Consider the following 18,349-nt stretch of genomic DNA (forward strand, 5'->3'; position numbering starts at 1 on the left):
CGTCTATATGGGTACGACGACTCGGCCGCACGCTCGATACGACAACCGGGGGCGAATGCCTGACAGGATGGAAGCCGTGACCAACGCCGGCCCCGGACGACCCCGCCTGACGAAACAGCGCCGACCCGGCCCCACCGCACAGGCAGAGATCCTCGACGCCGCGGCGGAACTGTTCACCACCAAGGGCTTTGCCTCCACCTCCACGCGGCAGATCGCCGAGATGGTCGGGATGCGGCAGGCGTCGCTGTACCACCACTTCGCCACCAAGGACGACATCCTGGCGGCACTGCTCGAGCAGACGGTGACCGCCCCGCTGGAGCTGGCCAACCGGCTCGCGGCGACGACGGAGCCCGCGGCGGTGCGGTTGTACGCGTTGCTCCTGTTCGACAGCGGCCAGTTGATGGCGGGCCGGTGGAACCTCGGCGCCCTGTACCTGCTGCCCGAGCTGCGCACCGAGCGGTTCTCCCGGTTCCGGGAGGAACGCCAGCAGCTGCGCAGACGCTACCGCGAGTTCGCGACCGCGGTCCTCGCGGAGCTCGGAACCGACGACGAGTCCCGCGCGGGGCTGCCCTTCCGGATCGTGGAAACGGTGATCAACGAGCGCAGCGACGCAGAGGGCGGCGGCACCGGCACAGGCGAGCAGTCGCCGGCATTGCTGGCCGAGGCCGGCCTGCGGGTGCTGGGCTGGCACGACGCCGAATCCCTTCGGGCCCAGGCCGAGCGGCTGCTGGCCACCACCCGGTCCACATGAGCACCGACTGCGCCTTCTGCGACGTGGTCGCCGACCCGTCCGGGGCCCACGTCGTGTTCGAGGACGCCGACACCCTCGCGTTCCTGGACCACCGCCCGGTGTTCAAGGGCCACGTGCTGCTGATGCCGCGGCTCCACGTCGCCACCCTGCCCGAGCTCCCAGCCGAGCTGGTCTCCCCGCTGTTCACGGTCGCGCAACGCCTTTCGGAGGCAATGGTCACCGGGCTGGGCGCGCAGGGCTCGTTCGTCGCGATGAACAACGTGGTCTCGCAGAGCGTTCCGCACCTGCACGTGCACATCGTGCCGCGCACCAAGGGCGACGGGCTGCGCGGCTTCTTCTGGCCCCGCACCCGCTACACCGACGACACAGAGGCCGCCGACCACGCCGCCCGCATCCGCGCCGCGTTGCGATTCCCCTAATCGCCACCAACCCCCTAGTTGTTCCCCCATTTCGAGGAACAACACTTCCGATTGGCGCGGCGCTGCTGTACCAATGACGTGTGGCGCCGCCGTGACCCCCGACCCCGGCGGCGCCACAACCCAGACGTTCCCTGGTGCCGTGAGACGATCAGGACACGAGCCGGCCGAACCCGACCACCGCGGAGTCGCTCGACCAGTCGAGAGTGTGCACGCGGATCCGGCCGAACTCGTTGCCACCCACCGTCGTTGCGGTGTCGCCGTCGACCGCGACCACGATATTGGTGTGCTGACCGACCCAGCTGCGGTTGTTGTAGAGCACCACGTCACCGACCGACGGACGGTAGCCACCGTCCACCGGCTCGAACCGCCCCTGCGATTCGTAGTACGCCTGCAGCGTGTAGACCCCGGGAATCCGCCAGTGACCGGAGTTCGGGTTCGACAGCGGCTGCTGGGCCTCCCGCATGATCCAGCTCACGAAATCCGCACACCAGGGTTCCTCGACGCCCTCGGCGTAGAAGGTCCCCGGCCGCTGGCTCCGGTGCTCCTCCTCGAGGAGCGTGACGACCCGCGCCTGCTCCGGCGACAACGCCGCCAGGTCGACCGCAGGGAAATCGCTGGTGTCCCAGGGCAGATAGCGGGTCGGTGCCGCCCAGAGCACCCCGACCACGACGACGGCGAGCGCGGCCAGGGCGGCAACGATCCAGACCATCGGGCGGCGCCGGCGGCGGGTCGACTCGGGAGCGGAGGTCACCTGATCAGTCTGCCAGCCCGGCGACCTCGTGGTCCGTGAGAACGGTCTGCGGAACGCGGCCCGCCTCGCGCGCGGTCCGCACCGCCCGGTAGAGGGGCCGTTCCTCCAGCCCGGCGCCGCGCGCCTCAGCGCGCAGCTGCCCGATCAGGACGGAGGCGACGGCCACCGCCGGGGCGAGTTCGCCCGAATTCAGCGCATCGGCCAGCGAGCGCAGCCCGAGCAGGTCGAGTTCGCGACCGCCGTCGTCGGTGTACAGCGCCAGCGGGATCGAGACCAGCGCATTGCCGTCGCCGATCCGGACGCCGACCTGACTGACCCGTGCGGCACGCACCACCACCTCCGCGCTCACCGCCCGGCTCGCGTCCACCGACCTGGTTCGCAGGCCGTTGCGGGCGTGGATCGTGGTGCCCGTCAACCAGATCCGCCGACGCATGGTCAGCAGCGCCGACACCGCGGTCGGCACCGCGATGATCGCGCCGACGAGCACGGCCAGGCCGGCCGACGCGAAGAAGCCGACGCCGACCGCGACCACGACGCCGAGCACGATCGCGAACAACGCGACCTTGCGCAGCCGGGGCGCGATCAGCGACGACGGAATGAGGTCGAGGGACACCGACCCGGCGGGGTCACCCGTCGGCAAGGATCGCCCCGATCTCGGTGACCACCTCGCCGAGCTGGACCTGGCGCTGGTCGCCCGTCGCGAGGTCCTTGACCCCGATCACGCCGTCCGCGATGTCCCGCTCGCCGAGCACGAGAGCGAGCCTGGCCCCCGAGCGATCCGCGGCCTTCATCGCACCCTTGACGCCGCGGCCGCCATAGGCCATGTCGACCCGGATCCCGGCCGCGCGCAGCCGCGCCGCGATCACGACCATCTGTGCCTTCGCCTCGTCGCCGAGGGGAACCCCGAACACCTCGCAGCGCGCCGGGCTGCCGACGGTCTTACCCTCGGCCGCCAGCGCCAGCACGGTGCGGTCGACGCCGAGCCCGAAACCGATGCCCGACAGCGGTTGCCCGCCGAGCTGCTCCATCAGGCCGTCGTAGCGGCCGCCACCGCCGATACCGGACTGGGCGCCGAGGCCGTCGTGCACGAACTCGAAGGTGGTCTTCGTGTAGTAGTCCAGGCCGCGCACCATCCGCGGGTTCACCACGTACGGGACGCCGAGCGCGTCCAGGTGCGCGAGCACCTCGTCGAAGTGCGCCTTGGCCTCCTCCGAGAGGTGGTCGAGCATCAGCGGGGCGCCCGCGGTCATCTCCTTGATGTGCGGACGCTTGTCGTCGAGCACGCGGAGCGGGTTGATCTCCGCGCGCCGACGGGTGTCCTCGTCCAGATCGAGGCCGAACAGGAACTCCTGCAACAGCTCCCGGTACTGGGGACGGCAGCTGTCGTCGCCGAGGGAGGTGATCTCGAGCCGGAAGCCCTCGAGGCCGAGGCTGCGGAAGCCGGCGTCCGCGATGGCGATCACCTCGGCGTCCAGCGCCGGGTCGTCGACACCGATCGCCTCGACACCCACCTGCTGCAGCTGCCGGTACCGGCCCGCCTGCGGTCGTTCGTAGCGGAAGAACGGCCCGGAGTAGCTGAGTTTGACCGGGAGCTGGCCGCGGTCGAGAGCGTGCTCGATCACCGCGCGCATCACGCCCGCGGTGCCCTCCGGTCGCAGCGTCACCGACCGGTCGCCGCGATCGGCGAAGGTGTACATCTCCTTGCTGACCACATCGGTCGACTCGCCGACGCCGCGAGCGAACAGCCCGGTGTCCTCGAAGATCGGCAGCTCGATGTGGCCGTAGCCCGCGAGCCTCGCGGCGCGGGTCAGTCCGTCGCGGACGGCGACGAACTCCGCGGACGCAGGCGGCACGTAGTCGGGAATGCCCTTGGGGGCGGAGAATGCGGTGTTACTGGGCTTGCTCACGGGTCTAGTCTCTCCTATCCGAAAACACGAGCCCCTACCTGGATCCGGCCAGTCCGACCAGGAACGGGTTGGACATCCGTTCCTGTCCGATCGAGGTCGACCCGCCGTGACCCGGCAGCACCGCCGTCTCGTCGGCGAGCACCAGCAGCTTCGCCGCGATCGACCGGAGCAACTGCTCGTGATCACCGCCCGGCAGGTCGCTACGGCCGATGGACCCGGCGAACAGGGTGTCCCCGGTCAGCGCGATCTGCACCGGTCCGTCGTCGGTGTCCGCCATCGTCCGGAGCACCACCGACCCCTGCGTGTGGCCCGGGGTGTGATCCACGGTCAGCGACATCCCGGCCAGCTCGAGGACGTCGCCGTCGGCCAGCTCGATCACCTCCCGCGGCTCGTGGAACTCCGCGTCCCCCAGCATCGAGGCCAGCGCGGGCCCGGTCCCCCGCAGCGGGTCGCTGAGCATGTAGCGATCCTCCGGGTGGATGTAGGCGGGGATGCCGAACTTCTCGCAGACCGGTTCGACCGACCAGGTGTGGTCGAGGTGGCCGTGGGTCAGCAGCACCGCCGTCGGCGTCAGCGACGACTGCGTGAGGAACTCGAAAAGCGGCTCGGCCGCGTTCTGACCTGGATCGACGACGATGCACTCGCTCGCGCCGTCCTGGGCGAGGATGTAGCAGTTCGTCTGAAACGCTCCGGCCGGGAATCCGGTGACGAGCACGGCGATCGCTCCTAATGACGTGGGTGTCGGTCGGGGGTGAGGACCGGATACAGCCTATGCGGCCTCTTCTCAGGATCAGATGGCAGACTCACTCAGCGACCAGACGAAGCCGTCTCGCGAGCCCGAGGCTCCGCCCTAGGACAAGAGGTATGCAGCAGTGCCGACCAATGAGCAGCGACGCCAAGCCGCCAAGCGAAAGCTGGAACGGCAACTCGAGCATCGAGCCGAGCGGGCCCGCAAGCGCAAGCAGATGACCATCGGGGCCTCCGCCCTCGGGGTCGTACTCGTGGTCGCCGCGGGCGCCTTCATCTACTCCCTGACCAGTGACGAGGATGCCTCCGAGGCCTCGGACACCTCGACGTCCGCCGCGGACTCGCCGACTCCGGGTGTCATGCCTGCCGGCCGCTCCCAGGCGCTGCCCGCGACGGTCGACTGCGGCTACACGCCGGACGGCACGCCGCCGGCCAAGCCCGCGAACCTCCCCGCCGCAACCGGGGTGTCCGCGGAGGGCACCGTCGCGGTGAACCTCGACAGCGACCAGGGCCCGATCGGGCTCACGCTCGACCGCGCGAAGTCGCCCTGCACCGTCAACAGCATGGTCAGCCTCGTGCAGCAGGGCTACCTCAACGACACCCCGTGCCACCGCCTGAGCACCACCGGGCTGAAGATCTTGCAGTGCGGCGACCCGACCGGAATGGGTACCGGCGGCCCGGGCTACGGCTACGAGAACGAGTTCCCGACCGATCAGTACAACCCCGACGACCCAAACCTCGGCGAGCCCGTCACCTACCCGCGCGGCACCATCGCGATGGCGAACACCGGCCAGCCCGGCAGCAACGGCAGCCAGTTCTTCCTGGTCTACGACGACTCGCCGCTTCCCCCGATGTACACGGTGTTCGGCACCATCTCCGACGAGGGCCTGGCGACGATCGAGAAGGTCGCGGCGGCAGGCGACGACGGTTCGATGTCCGCGGGTGGCGGCAAGCCCAACCTCCCGATCAAGATCACGACCGCGAGCGTGGCGGCATGAGGGCCCTGGTGAACGTCCGGCGGGGCGTGCTGGCCGCGGCAGGCATCGGCCTGCTGCTGGCGTCGAGCGCCTGCTCGAGCGACGACAGCTCCTCGACCCCACCGACGACGCGCACGCTGGCCAGCCAGCAGAGCGCGGCGCCGGACCTGTCGAGATACCCGGCACTGCCCGCCCCGGCCGCGCCGGCCGCGGCGACCGTGTCCTGCACGTACGCGCCGGCGGGCCAGGCGTCCAAGCAGGTCCAACCGCCGAGCACCGACGGCGTCTCCACCGCGGGTACCGTCGGCGTCGCGATGGCGACCACGCAGGGCCCGATCGGCCTCACCATGGACCGCGCCGAGGCGCCGTGCACGGTGAACAGCTTCGTCAGCCTGACCGAGCAGGGCTACTTTGACGACACCCCCTGCCATCGGCTGGTGACCAGCCCGGGCCTGCAGGTGCTGCAGTGCGGCGATCCCTCGGGCGCCGGAAACGGCGGCCCCGGCTACCGGTTCGCCAACGAGTACCCGACCACGGCCTTCGCCGAGGGCGATCCAGCCGCCCAGGAGGGCATGCTCTACCCGCGCGGCACGATCGCGATGGCCAACTCGGGTCCCGGCGGCACCAACGGCAGCCAGTTCTTCCTGGTCTACGAGGACTCGGTGCTGCCCCCGCAGTACACCGTCTTCGGCACCATCTCCGATGAGGGCCTGGCCACTATCGAGAAGATCGCCGCCGATGGCGACGACGGCTCCATGTCCGCGGGCGGCGGCAAGCCGAACACCCCGGTTCAGATCGAGACCGCCAAGGTCAGCTAGGCGCTCCGCGCCCGTGCGCGGTTGATGAGTCCTGAGACTCGTCAACCACGCACGGGCGGCGCAGCCGCCTATGCGGCTGAGGTCACCCGGTAGACGTCGTAGACGCCCTCGACGTTGCGGACCACATTCAGCACGTGCCCGAGGTGCTTCGGGTCGCCCATCTCGAAGGTGAAGCGGCTGATCGCGACGCGGTCGCCGGAGGTGGTCACCGACGCCGAGAGGATGTTCACCTTCTCGTCGGCCAGCGCCTTGGTCACATCGGAGAGCAGCCGATGCCGGTCCAGCGCCTCGATCTGGATCGCGACCAGAAACACCGAGGACGGCGACGGCGCCCACTGCACCTCGATGATCCGCTCGGACTGCTCGCGCAGCGACCCGGCGTTGGTGCAGTCGGTACGGTGCACGCTGACCGCGCCGCCGCGGGTCACGAAGCCCATGATCTCGTCGCCGGGCACCGGGGTGCAGCATTTGGCGAGCTTGGCCACCGTGCCGGTGGCGCCCGGTACCAGCACACCGGCGTCGGTGGTGCGGCGCTGACGCATCGGGATGGTCGACGGGGTCGACCGCTCGGCCAGCTCCTCCTCGGCGGATTCCACGCCGCCGAGATTCGCGACCAACCGCTGCACCACGTGCTGAGCCGACACATTGTGCTCGCCGACGGCCGTGTACAGCGCGGACACGTCGACGTAGCGCAGCTCGTGCGCGATGGCCGACATCGACTCGGAGCTGAGCAGGCGCTGCAGGGGCAGCCCACCGCGGCGGACCTCCTTGGCGATCGCGTCCTTACCCGCCTCGAGGGCCTCCTCGCGGCGCTCTTTGGCGAACCACTGGCGGATCTTCGTCTTCGCGCGGGGCGAGACGACGAAGCCCTGCCAGTCGCGGCTCGGACCGGCGTTCGCGGCCTTGGAGGTGAACACCTCCACGACCTCACCGTTCTCGAGCGTGCGCTCGAGCGCGACGAGCCTGCCGTTCACCCGGGCACCGATGCACCGGTGCCCGACCTCGGTGTGCACCGCATACGCGAAGTCCACCGGTGTCGAACCGGCGGGCAGCGTCACGACGTCGCCCTTTGGGGTGAAGACGAAGATCTCCTTGACCGCCAGGTCGTAGCGCAGCGATTCGAGGAACTCCCCCGGATCCGCGGCCTCGCGCTGCCAGTCGAGCAGCTGCCGCATCCACGCCATGTCGTCGACCTCGGCGGCGTCACCGGAGTGCCTGCCCTTGGTCTCCTTGTAGCGCCAGTGCGCGGCGATGCCGAACTCCGCGGTGCGGTGCATGTCCCTGGTGCGGATCTGCACCTCCAGCGGCTTGCCCTCCGGGCCCACCACCGTCGTGTGCAGCGACTGGTACACCCCGTAGCGGGGCTGCGCGATGTAGTCCTTGAACCGGCCCGCCATCGGCTGCCAGAGCGAGTGCACGACGCCGACGGCGGCGTAGCAGTCCCGGATCTCGTCGCACAGGATCCGCACGCCGACCAGGTCGTGGATGTCGTCGAAGTCGCGACCCTTGACGATCATCTTCTGGTAGATCGACCAGTAGTGCTTGGGCCTGCCCTCGACGACCGCGTTGATCCGGGACGCGGCGAGGGTGGCGTTGATCTCCGCCCGCACCTTCGCCAGGTAGGTGTCGCGCGACGGCGCCCGGTCCGCGACGAGGCGCACGATCTCCTCGTACTTCTTCGGGTGCAAGATCGCGAACGAGAGGTCCTCGAGTTCCCACTTGACCGTGGCCATACCGAGTCGATGCGCAAGCGGCGCAATGACTTCCAGGGTCTCCTTGGCCTTGCGCGCCTGCTTCTCGGGAGGCAGGAAGCGCATGGTGCGCATATTGTGCAGCCGGTCGGCGACCTTGATCACCAGCACCCGCGGGTCGCGGGCCATCGCGATGATCATCTTGCGGATGGTCTCGCCCTCCGCGGCGCTGCCGAGCACCACCTTGTCGAGCTTGGTGACGCCGTCGACGAGATGCGCGACCTCGTCACCGAACTCCTCGGTGAGCTGCTCGAGCGAGTAGCCGGTGTCCTCCACCGTGTCGTGCAGCAGCGCAGCGACCAGGGTCGTGGTGTCCATCCCGAGCTCGGCGAGGATGTTCGCCACCGCCAGCGGATGCGTGATGTAGGGATCACCGGACTTGCGCTTCTGGCTGGAGTGACGCTCCTCCGCGACGTCATAGGCGCGCTGCAGCGGTGCCAGGTTCGCCTTGGGGTACAGCTCCTTGTGCACGCTGACCAGCGGCTCGAGCACCGGCTTGATCGTGGCGTTGCGCTGCCCGGTCATCCGGCGCGCCAGCCGGGCCCGCACCCGCCGCGACGCCGAGGTGGGCACCGCGGGCGCCACCCCCTCCTGCGGCGCAGCCGGGGTCCCGGTCTCGGACTGCGACCGGTCGAGGTTCTGGGTCATTGCGTCACCTCCCGTGCTGTCGGTCGCCTCAACGGAAACTTTAGTCCTCAGACCCGAAGCAGCGACGTGACCGGGTGGCCCGCGAGCCGCGAGCGCCCGCCGAGCGCCTCGATCTCGAGCACAACCGCGATCCCGATCACCTCGGCGCCCGCCGCGGTCAGCAGCTCCGCCGATGCGGCCAGGGTGCCACCGGTGGCCAGCACGTCGTCGATCACCAGCACGCGGCGGCCGGCGAGCTCGATCCCGTCGGCCGGGATCTCCAGGGACGCGGTGCCGTACTCGAGCTGGTACTCCCGGGTGAGCACGGGCGGCGGCAGCTTCCCCGCCTTGCGGACCGCGAGCACGCCCGCATCGAGCGCGAGGGCCACACCGGCACCGAGAAGGAATCCCCTGGCGTCGATGCCCGCCACCAGGTCGGCGCCGTCGCCGACGTCGACCAGTGCGTCGATGACATCGCGAAAGGCCTTGGCGTCGGCGAACACCGGGGTGAGGTCGGCGAAGGTCACGCCCGGCTCCGGGAAGTCATCGGCCCAGCGGGTCAGTCGGGCCACGTCCTCGGACGCCGTCGTCAATGCAGTCACCGGAGAAGTATCCACCTGTCCATGTTCCATCCCACACCGGAGACCGTCGGGTTCGGCACCGCGGCGTGCAGACCGTCCGCGAACACCGTGGTCCTCGGCTCGTTGAACAGGGGGATCGACGGCAGGTCGTTCCACAGGATGTTCTCGGCCTCCGTCGACAGGTTGAGCCTGCTGCCCTCCGCCGTGTCCACGGCCAGCTGCTCCGCGATCGCGGTGATGCGGCCGTTGCGGTAGCCACCGAAGTTGGTGCCGTTGCCCCCGACCAGCGAGTACACCGGCGGCACCTCGGAGTCGGTGCCCGCGGCGCCCTGCGCGGAGGCGGTGCCGCCGAGGATGGCGTCCAGTCCGCCCGCACCGAGCGCCGTCGGGGTGAACTCCGGCGAGCCGGCGTCCTCGACGGTGATGTCGGCGGGGGCGCACGCCTCGGCGATCGCCTTGACGGTGTCGGCACGCCGGGTGTCCGGGGCCAGATAGCCGATCCTGACCGTGATCGGGCCCTGCCCCGAGGCGGTCCTCGCGGCGACGGCGGCGGGCACGTCGGGGTGCAGATACCGGCCGCCCTCGGTCGCGGCGACCGAGGGGTAGATCAACATGTCCGGCTGTACGATCCGCGAACTCAGCACGCCGGATCCGAGGCCCGACGGCTTGTCGAAGTCCGGATGCCCGAGCCGATCGAAGAGCTGCTGGCGCGGCACGCACAGAGCGAGCGCCCGGCGCGCATCGGCGGATGCGAACACCCCCGACGTCGCGAGCACCAGCTGCTCGCTGCTGCGGGACGGCGCGGTCACCGAGGAGAACCCGTTACCCGGGGACAGCCCCGGCATCGACCCCGCACCCGCGTCGATCACATCGACCTCACCGGACGCGGTCTTGGACTCGAGATCGGTTCCCTTCGGCCACACCACGATCTGCGAGGTGGCCGGCTTGTTGCCCCACCACCGCTCGTTGGCGACCAACACCAGTCCGCCGTCCGTCGTGAAGGACTCGACCCGGTACGGCCCCGAGGACGGGAACAGGGTGAGATCGAGCTGGTCCGGGACCAGCTTCCAGCCGTTGTTCCAGAACTCGGCGACCCGCTCGAGCGCGGGCACGTCGTTCGAGGCGACGGCGCCAACGAGGTCCGGGACCCCCGCCGCCCTGGCCGCCACGTGCGCAGGCATCAGCGCGGTGGCGCCGAAGAGCGCCCGCCAGTCGGCGAACGCCCGGCCGGGCCGGAACACGACGGTCGCATCCTTGGACCCGGATTGGCAGTCGACCCGATCGATGTCCGTGTAGCCGGCGGTGTCCGCCGCCCGGAACATCGGGAAGCGACCGCTGCCTGCCGCCCACGCCAGCACCAGATCGTCGCAGGCCGTCGGCACGCCGTCCGAGTACACGGCCTGCGGGTTCAGCTTGACCGCGACGGTGAGTGCGTCACCCGGAACGGTGGCCGCGGTGCCGACGTCGCCGTCGGACAGCGCGCTGCCCTCCGGCCCGATGTAGCTCAGGCCGGTGAGCACCCGCGAGAACGCTTGCCGCGCACCCGATGCCGCGCCGTCGACCGTGTTCGCGTTGTAGGTGGTCAACACGTTGTCGACGGCGTACCCGATGGACTGGACCTGATCCTCGGCGGCCGAGCAGCCTGCGGCCGCCACCGCGATCATTGCGATCGCGCCGGCGGCGCCGACCCTCAAACCGCGGGCCGTGCCGGCCCGTCGTGCGCCGGTACCCATGTCAACGCCTCTTCTTGTCGCGCTTCCCCGTCGGTCGTGCGCCGGGCCGCGGGCTCGCCGCGGCGACACGGGACGCGACGGCGGAGGCCTCCGCGGCCGCGGCAGGCGCGGACGCGCTCTCCGAGCGGGTCTCGCGGCGGGCGAGCACCTTCTTGGTGTGCGCCGCCACGGGACCCCAACGCTCCTTGATCGAGACCAGCAGCGGCGTCGCGAAGAAGATCGAGGAGAACGCGCCGACGATGATGCCGACCAACTGGACCACCGCGAGGTCCTTGAGGGTGCCGACGCCGAGCAACCCGACCGCGACGACGAGCAGTCCGATCACCGGCAAAATGCTGATCACGGTGGTGTTGATCGAGCGCATCAACGTCTGGTTGACGGCCAGATTGGCCTGTTCGCCATAGGTCCGCCTTGTCAGGTGCAACACCCCACGGGTGTTCTCCTCCACCTTGTCGAACACCACCACGGTGTCGTAGAGCGAGAAGCCCAGAATGGTGAGCAAACCGATCACCGTGGCAGGCGTGACCTCGAGACCGACAAGCGCGTAGACGCCCGCCGTGACGATCATGTCGAAGAAGAGCGCCACGATGGCGGCGATCGCCATGTCGCGTTCGAATCGGATGCCGATGTAGATGCTCACGATGACCAGGAACACCACGAGCGCGATGAGCGCCTTCTGGGTGATCTGGCTGCCCCAGGTCTCGCTCACGTCGGCGACGCTGATCGCGTTCTTGCTGGGGTTGCCGTCCTTGTCCTCCGGCTGGAAGGCGTCGTACAACGCGTCCTGCACGACGACGACCTCACGAGCGTCGAGCGCCTCCGAACGGATCTGGATGGTGGCGCTGGCGCCGGAACCGACGGTCTGAACGGAGACCGGAGCCTCGCCCATGCTCTCGGTGTAGACCTGCTCGACCTGTTCGGTCGTGACATTGTCGCCTGCCGGGAACTGGATCCGGGTGCCGCCCTCGAAGTCGATGCCGAGGGTGAACCCACGAATCAGGATGCTCGCGATCGAGATCAGCAGGATGACGCCGACCAGGCCGTAGTAGAACTTGCGCCTGCCGACGACCTCGAAAGCGCCGGTGCCGGTGTAGAGCCGCGAGAGCAGGCTGTGCCTGGGCAGTTTCGCCTGGTCGGCCGAGGAATCGGACAACGACAGATCTTCAGATGTGGTCACAGTCAGGCCTCCTTCGCCTGCGCGCCGACGCTGGTGCGCGCGGACGCGGCGGTCTTGCGTTCACGGGCGACCTGCTGCACCGCTCCGAGACCGTTGATGCTCGGCTTCGACCAGAAGTCCGACTTCGATGCCAGGTGGACCAGCGGATGGGTCACCAGGAACACGACGACGACGTCGAGGATGGTGGTCAGGCCGAGGGTGAACGCGAAGCCGCGCACCTGGCCGACCGCGAGGACGTACAGCACGGCGGCCGCGATGAAGCTCACCGCGTTTCCGGACAGGATGGTCCGGCGAGCCCGTGCCCAACCGCGCGGCACCGCCGAGCGGAAGCTGCGGCCCTCCCTGATCTCGTCCTTGATGCGTTCGAAGTACACGACGAACGAGTCGGCCGTCATGCCGATACCGATGATCAGACCGGCGATGCCTGCGAGGTCGAGGGTGAAGCCGATGTACCGGCCGAGCAGCACCATGATCGCGTAGACCATCACTCCGGACAGCACGAGCGAGAGTGCGGTGAGCACGCCCAGCATCCGGTAGTAGATGAGGCAGTAGAGCAGCACCAGCGCGAGGCCGATCGCGCCCGCGATGAGGCCAGCCTGGAGGGAGGCGAGACCGAGGGTCGCGGAGACGGTCTCGGCCTCGGAGGCCGAGAAGGAGAGCGGCAGCGAGCCGTACTTCAGCGTGTTCGCGAGTTCCTTCGCCGACGCCGACGTGAAGTCGCCGGTGATGGAGGTGGCGCTGCCCGCGGGGGTGGCGCCCTGGACGACCGGCGCGCTGACGACCTTGGAGTCGAGCGTGAACGCGGCCTGCTTGCCGATGTTGGCGGCGGTGAACTGCGCCCATGTGGTGCTTCCGCTCGACTTGAACGTCAGCGACACCTCGTTGCGGGACTGCTGCGAGTTGAAGGCGGAGGTCGCGTCCGCGATCTCCTGGCCGTCGATGATGCTCGGTCCGAGGAGGTAGACCGTGGTGCCGTCCGTCGAGCAGGCCACCAGCGGAAGCGCCGGATCGTCGTTGCCCTGCAGGGGGTCGCTGGCGTTGCAGTCGAGCGTCGCCATCGCCTGCTGCTGTACCGCCGGGTCCGTGCTCTGCCTGGTCTTCTTCGCCTCGGCGATCTCCGCGGCCGCCTGATCGTCGGCCGACGCCGCGCCCTGATCCGCGGGGGGTGCCGGGGTCTCGGTCGCAGGAGCCGGGGTGCCCGGCTCCTGTGCCGGGAAGGGCCGGTTCTGCGGCGCGGGTGCCGGGGCCGGGGTCTCGGCCTTCGGGGCCTGCGCCTGCGCGTTCGAGGAGACGGCCGAACTCTGCACGGGGCGGATGTACAGCCGCGCCGTCTGGCCCAGCGTGCGGGCCTGCGAGCTGTCGTCGCCGGGGACCGTGATCACCAGGTTGTCGCCGTCGATGACCACCTCGGAGCCGGAGACGCCGAGCCCGTTGACTCGGGTCTCGATGATCTCCTGTGCGCGGCGCAGGCTGTCCTGGCTGGGCTTACTGCCGTCCGGGGTGCGCGCGGTGAGGGTGACACGGGTGCCGCCCTGCAGGTCGATGCCGAGCTTCGGCGTCGGGGACTTGTCCCCTGTGAAGAAGACGAGCGCGTACAGCGCAGCGACGATCAGCCCGAAGATCACGAGCGAGCGTGCTGGTCGTACGGCTCCAGTCGAAGGTGCCACGATCCGTAGTTCTCCTAGTACGTGTGTCGTGCGATGGTCGGGTTCGAGGCCCTACACGCGAGCGCTGCCGAGCAGGATCACTCGGCAGCGGTCCGGAACTCAACTCATTCGGTGTCCAGGCGACGCTTGGTCTCCTCGGGAGTCTCCTCGACGGGGGCCTTCTCGACGGCGGGGGTCTCATCGGCGGGGGTCTCATCGAGGATCTCGTCGATGTCCTCCTCCTCGAACTCCTCGTCGTCCTCGACGAGGAGTTCACGGATCACCATCCGCGACCAGGTGGTGACGATTCCGGGCGCGACCTCGAGGTCGACGGTGCCCTCACCGAGCTCGACCACGGTCGCATGCAGCCCGGAGGTGGTGAGCACGCGGTCGCCGACGTTGAGCGAGTCCTGCAGTTCCGCAGTCTTCGCCATCTCCTTCTTCTGGCGGCGGATGCCCAGGAACATGGGCACGAGCAGGGCGAGAATCAGGAGCGGAAACAGCAGTTCCATCGTTGAGTTCAGTCCTCGAGGGTCGTCGACGCGCACAATCCGGAACAGACCGGCGCAGTACTCCAGTGTGCCACTAGTCAAACAGACCTTGCGGCGGTTCGTTGACCCGCACGTCGATGCCGCCCGCCGCGGCCTCCGGCGGCGGCGTCAGACCGAGCTGTTCCCATGCCGCGGCGGTCGCCACCCGACCCCGCGGCGTCCGGGCGATCATCCCCGCACGCACGAGAAACGGCTCGCAGACCTCCTCCACGGTGCCCGGTTCCTCCCCGACCGCGACCGCGAGGGTCGACACGCCGACGGGTCCACCGCCGAAGCTGCGCACCAGCGCGCTGAGTACCGACCGGTCGAGACGGTCCAGGCCGAGCTGGTCGACGTCGTACACGGCGAGCGCCGCCCTGGCGATGTCGCGGGTGATCACGCCGTCGGCCCGCACGTCGGCGTAGTCCCGCACCCGGCGCAGCAGCCGGTTCGCGATGCGCGGCGTGCCACGGGAGCGACCCGCGATCTCGGCGCTGGCCTCCTCCCCCAGCTCGACGCCGAGGATGCCCGCTGACCGCAGCAGGATCCGCTGCAACTCCGGCGGATCGTAGAAGTCCATGTGCGCGGTGAAACCGAACCGGTCGCGCAGCGGCCCGGTCAGTGCGCCGGAGCGGGTGGTGGCGCCGACCAGGGTGAACGGCGCGACCTCCAGCGGGATCGAGGTCGCACCCGGCCCCTTGCCGACGACGACGTCGACCCGGAAGTCCTCCATCGCCAGGTAGAGCATCTCCTCGGCCGGCCGCGCGATCCGGTGGATCTCGTCGATGAACAGCACGTCGCCCTCGACGAGGTTGCTCAGCATGGCGGCGAGGTCGCCTGCTCGCTCGAGCGCCGGACCGGAGGTGAGCCGAAGCGAGGTGCCCAGTTCCGAGGCGATGATCATCGCCATGCTGGTCTTGCCGAGACCGGGAGGCCCCGACATCAGGATGTGGTCGGGGGTGCCGCCGCGCAGCTTGGCGCCGGTCAGCACGAGCTGGAGCTGCTCACGCACCCGCGGCTGACCGATGAAGTCGGTCAGGCTGGTCGGCCGGAGACTGGCCTCGATCTCGCTGTCGGCGGCGACGAAGTTCGCGGTGACCGACGATTCCAGCCCGGCCGGGTCCTCCATGTCCTCGGTCACCGGGTCTTACCCAGCAGGGACAGCGCCGAGCGCAGGGCGGTGGACGTGCTCGCGTCCGGGTCCGCGGCCAGCACGGTGTCGGTCGCCTGCTCGGCGGACTTCGCCGGGAAACCGAGGCCGACCAGGGCCTCGACGATCTGCTCGCGGACCAGACCCGGCACCACCGCGGGCGCGCCGGGATCGGACGTGACGGCGACCGCCTCCACCTTGTCCCGGAGCTCGACGACCATCCGCTCGGCGCCACGCTTGCCGATGCCGGGCACCCGGGTCAGCGCGGTGACGTTGCCCTCGGCGAGCGCCTTGCGCAGTGCCTCCGGCTCGAGGACGGCCAGCGTCGCCATCGCCAGCCGCGGGCCGACCCCGGACACCGTCTGCAACAGGCCGAACAGATCCCGCGATTCGATGTCGTGGAACCCGTACAGGGTCATCGAGTCCTCGCGGACGATCATCGCGGTGACGAGCCTGACCTCGGTTCCGCGCTGGAGGGTGCCGAGCGTGGCCGGGGTGGCGTTGAGCCGGTAACCGACCCCCGCCGCCTCGAGCACCACGTGATCGAGCGCGATCTCGAGCACCTCGCCGCGAATGGACGCGATCATGGGGTACCTGCCTTCTTGAGCCGGGTCTTGTTCAGTTCCGCGAGTCTGGCCTCGTAGCGCCGCTTCTGTTCGGCGGCGGCCTGCTCCGCCTGCGCCATCCGCGACAGCATCGGGGCCCGCCAGCAATGACAGATCGCCAGCGCGAGCGCGTCGGCGGCGTCGGCGGGCTTCGGTGCGACTGCCAGCCCGAGGATCTTCGTCACCATCGCGGTGACCTGCTTCTTGTCCGCGGCACCGTTGCCCGCGACCGCCGATTTCACCTGACTCGGGGTGTGGAAGCAGACGTCGATCCCGCGCCGGGCCGCGGCGAGCGCGACGACGCCACCGGCCTGGGCCGTGCCCATCGCGGTGCGCACGTTGTTCTGCGAGAAGACACGCTCGACGGCCACGACGGTGGGCTGGTAGAGGTCCAGCCATTCCTCGGCCGCGTTCGAGATCCGCAGCAACCGCTGCGACAGGTCCATCTCCGGCGGCGTCCGGATGACGTCGACGGCCACCGGGGCCACCGTGCGGCCGCGACCCGAGTCGACCACCCCGAACCCGCATCGGGTCAGTCCTGGATCCACCCCGAACACGCGCACGCGATCACCTCTCACCACTACGAACAGCTGTTCGAGAGTATAGGTGGATCTGCCGACACGCTGGCCGACCAACACGCGGTCGAAGACAAACATCGGGCCGGACCGCAGTGGTCCGGCCCGATGATCGATGCGGGGGTCAGTCCTCGAGCTGCGCGAGCACCTCGTCGGACAGGTCGACGTTCGTGTACACGTTCTGCACGTCGTCGGACTCCTCGAGCGCGTCGACGAGCTTGAACACCTTGCGAGCGCCGTCCACGTCGACCGGAACCTCGACGGAGGCGCGGAAGTCGGGGTCGGCCGACTCGTAGTCGATGCCGGCGTCCACCAGTGCGGTCCGCACTCCGATCAGGTCGCCCGCCTCGGACACGATCTCGAAGGTGTCGCCGAGGTCGTTGATCTCCTCGGCTCCGGCCTCGAGGACCACCTCGAGGATCTCGTCCTCGGAGCGGCCGTTCTTCTCGAGCACCACGACGCCCTTGCGGGTGAACAGGTAGGCCACCGAACCCGGATCGGCGAGGTTTCCGCCGTTGCGCGTCATCGCGGTACGAACCTCGCCCGCCGCGCGGTTCCGGTTGTCGGTCAGACACTCGACGAGCAGCGCCACACCGTTGGGGCCGTAGCCCTCGTACATGATGGTCTGCCAGTCGGCGCCGCCCGCCTCTTCGCCCGCGCCGCGCTTGCGGGCGCGCTCGATGTTGTCGTTCGGGACGGACGTCTTCTTCGCCTTCTGGATGGCGTCGTACAGGGTCGGGTTACCCGCTGGGTCACCACCACCGGTCCGCGCCGCCACCTCGATGTTCTTGATCAGCTTCGCGAAGGATTTGCCGCGCTTGGCGTCGATCGCAGCCTTCTTGTGCTTGGTGGTGGCCCATTTGGAGTGGCCGCTCATGCGTAGTTCCCTCTTCCCGTTCGTAGATGCGCACGCGACAGCGGAGCACGCTGCAGCGGGGAGCACACAGTAGCGCCAGTTTACGCGCGGGCCACCGCGACTTCCCGCACCATGTCGACAAACAGCTGATGGACGCGCCTGTCGCCGGTCACCTCGGGGTGAAATGACGTCGCGAGAACGTTGCCCTCGCGGACCGCGACGACCCGTCCGGCGGCCGGGCCCTCGGGGACCGTGGCCAGCACCTCGACGCCCGGGCCGACTCGCTCCACCCAGGGCGCCCGGATGAAGACCGCCCGCATCGGGGCGCCTTCGATACCGGCGAAGTCGAGGTCCTCCTCGAAGGAGTCGACCTGACGACCGAAGGCGTTGCGCCGCACGGTGATGTCGATTCCGCTCAGGCACTGGGCATCCGGGCGGGTGTCGAGCACCTCGCCCGCCAGCAGGATCATGCCCGCGCATGAGCCGTATGCCGGCATGCCGTCACGCAACCGGGCGCGCAACGGTTCGAGCAGTTCGAACACCGTGAGCAGACGGCTCATGGCGGTGGACTCCCCGCCCGGGATGACGAGGCCGTCCACCGCTTCGAGCTCCGAGACCCGGCGCACGCCGATGCCGCGGGCTCCCGAGGCCTCCAGCGCCGCAAGGTGTTCGCGCACATCTCCCTGCAGCGCCAGCACGCCGATGGTGGGTGTCATGGTGGCCGATGTCCGTTCGATCATGTCGACGC

General features: G+C 69.5%; 19 protein-coding genes. 4 read left to right on the forward strand and 15 right to left on the reverse strand.

Annotated features, from left to right (window positions below):
• Positions 1 to 67 precede the first annotated feature (67 nt).
• A complete protein-coding gene (locus ABIC28_RS20780) occupies positions 68 to 751 on the forward strand; it encodes a TetR/AcrR family transcriptional regulator (RefSeq protein ID WP_209926228.1) in 684 nt (227 codons plus the stop codon).
• Positions 748 to 1,170 carry an HIT family protein gene (locus tag ABIC28_RS20785; protein WP_097209930.1) on the forward strand — a complete coding sequence of 141 codons (423 nt, stop codon included), beginning with the start codon at positions 748 to 750 and terminating at the stop codon, positions 1,168 to 1,170. The genes ABIC28_RS20780 and ABIC28_RS20785 overlap by 4 nt, the downstream gene beginning before the upstream one ends.
• A gap of 148 nt (positions 1,171 to 1,318) precedes the next feature.
• On the opposite strand, the gene ABIC28_RS20790 is transcribed toward ABIC28_RS20785, so the two are convergent.
• The 4 genes from ABIC28_RS20790 to ABIC28_RS20805 are packed head-to-tail and all read right to left on the reverse strand — an operon-like array spanning position 1,319 to position 4,543.
• Entirely contained in the window at positions 1,319 to 1,879 is a 561-nt protein-coding gene (locus ABIC28_RS20790) for a CHAP domain-containing protein (RefSeq protein ID WP_354580656.1), read from the reverse strand.
• Between the two features lie 46 nt (positions 1,880 to 1,925).
• Positions 1,926 to 2,561, reverse strand: coding sequence for a hypothetical protein (locus ABIC28_RS20795; RefSeq protein WP_097209932.1), 636 nt, complete (start codon positions 2,559 to 2,561; stop codon positions 1,926 to 1,928).
• The gene (gene hisS, locus ABIC28_RS20800; RefSeq protein WP_354580621.1) at positions 2,548 to 3,828 is read right to left on the reverse strand and encodes a histidine--tRNA ligase; all 1,281 of its coding nucleotides are present in this window, start codon (positions 3,826 to 3,828) and stop codon (positions 2,548 to 2,550) included. The genes ABIC28_RS20795 and hisS overlap by 14 nt, the downstream gene beginning before the upstream one ends.
• Positions 3,829 to 3,862: 34 nt before the next feature.
• Positions 3,863 to 4,543, reverse strand: a complete 681-nt coding sequence (locus ABIC28_RS20805) for an MBL fold metallo-hydrolase (protein WP_209926223.1) — start codon at positions 4,541 to 4,543, stop codon at positions 3,863 to 3,865.
• Positions 4,544 to 4,700: 157 nt separating this feature from the next.
• On the opposite strand from ABIC28_RS20805, the gene ABIC28_RS20810 reads away from it, so the two are divergent.
• Together ABIC28_RS20810 and ABIC28_RS20815 are read left to right on the forward strand one after the other, a co-directional pair.
• Positions 4,701 to 5,573 carry a peptidylprolyl isomerase gene (locus tag ABIC28_RS20810; protein ID WP_136909139.1) on the forward strand — a complete coding sequence of 291 codons (873 nt, stop codon included), beginning with the start codon at positions 4,701 to 4,703 and terminating at the stop codon, positions 5,571 to 5,573.
• Entirely contained in the window at positions 5,570 to 6,370 is an 801-nt protein-coding gene (locus ABIC28_RS20815) for a peptidylprolyl isomerase (RefSeq protein WP_097209936.1), read from the forward strand. The genes ABIC28_RS20810 and ABIC28_RS20815 overlap by 4 nt, the downstream gene beginning before the upstream one ends.
• Before the next feature lie 68 nt (positions 6,371 to 6,438).
• Here ABIC28_RS20815 and ABIC28_RS20820 read toward each other — a convergent pair whose 3' ends face one another.
• From ABIC28_RS20820 to pdxT, 11 genes are all read right to left on the reverse strand, one after another.
• Positions 6,439 to 8,769 carry a RelA/SpoT family protein gene (locus ABIC28_RS20820; RefSeq protein ID WP_097209937.1) on the reverse strand — a complete coding sequence of 777 codons (2,331 nt, stop codon included), beginning with the start codon at positions 8,767 to 8,769 and terminating at the stop codon, positions 6,439 to 6,441.
• Between the two features lie 47 nt (positions 8,770 to 8,816).
• A complete protein-coding gene (locus ABIC28_RS20825) occupies positions 8,817 to 9,380 on the reverse strand; it encodes an adenine phosphoribosyltransferase (protein WP_354580624.1) in 564 nt (187 codons plus the stop codon).
• Positions 9,347 to 11,062 carry an ABC transporter substrate-binding protein gene (locus tag ABIC28_RS20830; RefSeq protein WP_354580626.1) on the reverse strand — a complete coding sequence of 572 codons (1,716 nt, stop codon included), beginning with the start codon at positions 11,060 to 11,062 and terminating at the stop codon, positions 9,347 to 9,349. The genes ABIC28_RS20825 and ABIC28_RS20830 overlap by 34 nt, the downstream gene beginning before the upstream one ends.
• Position 11,063: 1 nt before the next feature.
• Complete coding sequence (gene secF / locus ABIC28_RS20835; protein WP_257016995.1) at positions 11,064 to 12,239, reverse strand: protein translocase subunit SecF; 1,176 nt, start codon at positions 12,237 to 12,239, stop codon at positions 11,064 to 11,066.
• Between the two features lie 2 nt (positions 12,240 to 12,241).
• On the reverse strand, positions 12,242 to 13,906 hold the full coding sequence (gene secD / locus ABIC28_RS20840; RefSeq protein ID WP_097209940.1) for a protein translocase subunit SecD: 1,665 nt from the start codon (positions 13,904 to 13,906) through the stop codon (positions 12,242 to 12,244).
• 104 nt (positions 13,907 to 14,010) lie between these two features.
• Positions 14,011 to 14,397 carry a preprotein translocase subunit YajC gene (gene yajC, locus ABIC28_RS20845; protein ID WP_097209941.1) on the reverse strand — a complete coding sequence of 129 codons (387 nt, stop codon included), beginning with the start codon at positions 14,395 to 14,397 and terminating at the stop codon, positions 14,011 to 14,013.
• A 73-nt stretch (positions 14,398 to 14,470) separates the two neighbouring features.
• Positions 14,471 to 15,544 carry a Holliday junction branch migration DNA helicase RuvB gene (gene ruvB, locus ABIC28_RS20850; protein WP_097209994.1) on the reverse strand — a complete coding sequence of 358 codons (1,074 nt, stop codon included), beginning with the start codon at positions 15,542 to 15,544 and terminating at the stop codon, positions 14,471 to 14,473.
• 8 nt (positions 15,545 to 15,552) lie between these two features.
• Positions 15,553 to 16,152 carry a Holliday junction branch migration protein RuvA gene (gene ruvA / locus ABIC28_RS20855; protein WP_077041463.1) on the reverse strand — a complete coding sequence of 200 codons (600 nt, stop codon included), beginning with the start codon at positions 16,150 to 16,152 and terminating at the stop codon, positions 15,553 to 15,555.
• Positions 16,149 to 16,733 carry a crossover junction endodeoxyribonuclease RuvC gene (ruvC, locus tag ABIC28_RS20860; RefSeq protein WP_077043647.1) on the reverse strand — a complete coding sequence of 195 codons (585 nt, stop codon included), beginning with the start codon at positions 16,731 to 16,733 and terminating at the stop codon, positions 16,149 to 16,151. Before ruvC ends, ruvA begins: the two co-directional genes overlap by 4 nt.
• 136 nt (positions 16,734 to 16,869) lie before the next feature.
• Positions 16,870 to 17,622, reverse strand: a complete 753-nt coding sequence (locus tag ABIC28_RS20865; RefSeq protein ID WP_077041462.1) for a YebC/PmpR family DNA-binding transcriptional regulator — start codon at positions 17,620 to 17,622, stop codon at positions 16,870 to 16,872.
• 80 nt (positions 17,623 to 17,702) lie between these two features.
• A complete protein-coding gene (gene pdxT, locus ABIC28_RS20870) occupies positions 17,703 to 18,341 on the reverse strand; it encodes a pyridoxal 5'-phosphate synthase glutaminase subunit PdxT (RefSeq protein WP_420030263.1) in 639 nt (212 codons plus the stop codon).
• Positions 18,342 to 18,349 lie beyond the last annotated feature (8 nt).

This window comes from Rhodococcus sp. PvR044 (assembly GCF_040548995.1).
Classification (GTDB): domain Bacteria; phylum Actinomycetota; class Actinomycetes; order Mycobacteriales; family Mycobacteriaceae; genus Rhodococcus_G; species Rhodococcus_G oryzae.

What these genes read in the sequence shown, in the direction of transcription:
- ABIC28_RS20780 (WP_209926228.1), top strand. Translation starts at nt 68, where the DNA reads ATGGAAGCCGTGACCAACGCCGGCCCCGGACGACCCCGCCTGACGAAA.
- ABIC28_RS20785 (WP_097209930.1), top strand. Translation starts at nt 748, where the DNA reads ATGAGCACCGACTGCGCCTTCTGCGACGTGGTCGCCGACCCGTCCGGG.
- ABIC28_RS20790 (WP_354580656.1), bottom strand. Translation starts at nt 1,879, where the DNA reads ATGGTCTGGATCGTTGCCGCCCTGGCCGCGCTCGCCGTCGTCGTGGTC.
- ABIC28_RS20815 (WP_097209936.1), top strand. Translation starts at nt 5,570, where the DNA reads ATGAGGGCCCTGGTGAACGTCCGGCGGGGCGTGCTGGCCGCGGCAGGC.
- ABIC28_RS20820 (WP_097209937.1), bottom strand. Translation starts at nt 8,769, where the DNA reads ATGACCCAGAACCTCGACCGGTCGCAGTCCGAGACCGGGACCCCGGCT.
- ABIC28_RS20825 (WP_354580624.1), bottom strand. Translation starts at nt 9,380, where the DNA reads ATGGAACATGGACAGGTGGATACTTCTCCGGTGACTGCATTGACGACG.
- ABIC28_RS20830 (WP_354580626.1), bottom strand. Translation starts at nt 11,062, where the DNA reads ATGGGTACCGGCGCACGACGGGCCGGCACGGCCCGCGGTTTGAGGGTC.
- yajC (WP_097209941.1), bottom strand. Translation starts at nt 14,397, where the DNA reads ATGGAACTGCTGTTTCCGCTCCTGATTCTCGCCCTGCTCGTGCCCATG.
- ruvB (WP_097209994.1), bottom strand. Translation starts at nt 15,544, where the DNA reads ATGGAGGACCCGGCCGGGCTGGAATCGTCGGTCACCGCGAACTTCGTC.
- ruvA (WP_077041463.1), bottom strand. Translation starts at nt 16,152, where the DNA reads ATGATCGCGTCCATTCGCGGCGAGGTGCTCGAGATCGCGCTCGATCAC.
- ABIC28_RS20865 (WP_077041462.1), bottom strand. Translation starts at nt 17,622, where the DNA reads ATGAGCGGCCACTCCAAATGGGCCACCACCAAGCACAAGAAGGCTGCG.
- pdxT (WP_420030263.1), bottom strand. Translation starts at nt 18,341, where the DNA reads ATGATCGAACGGACATCGGCCACCATGACACCCACCATCGGCGTGCTG.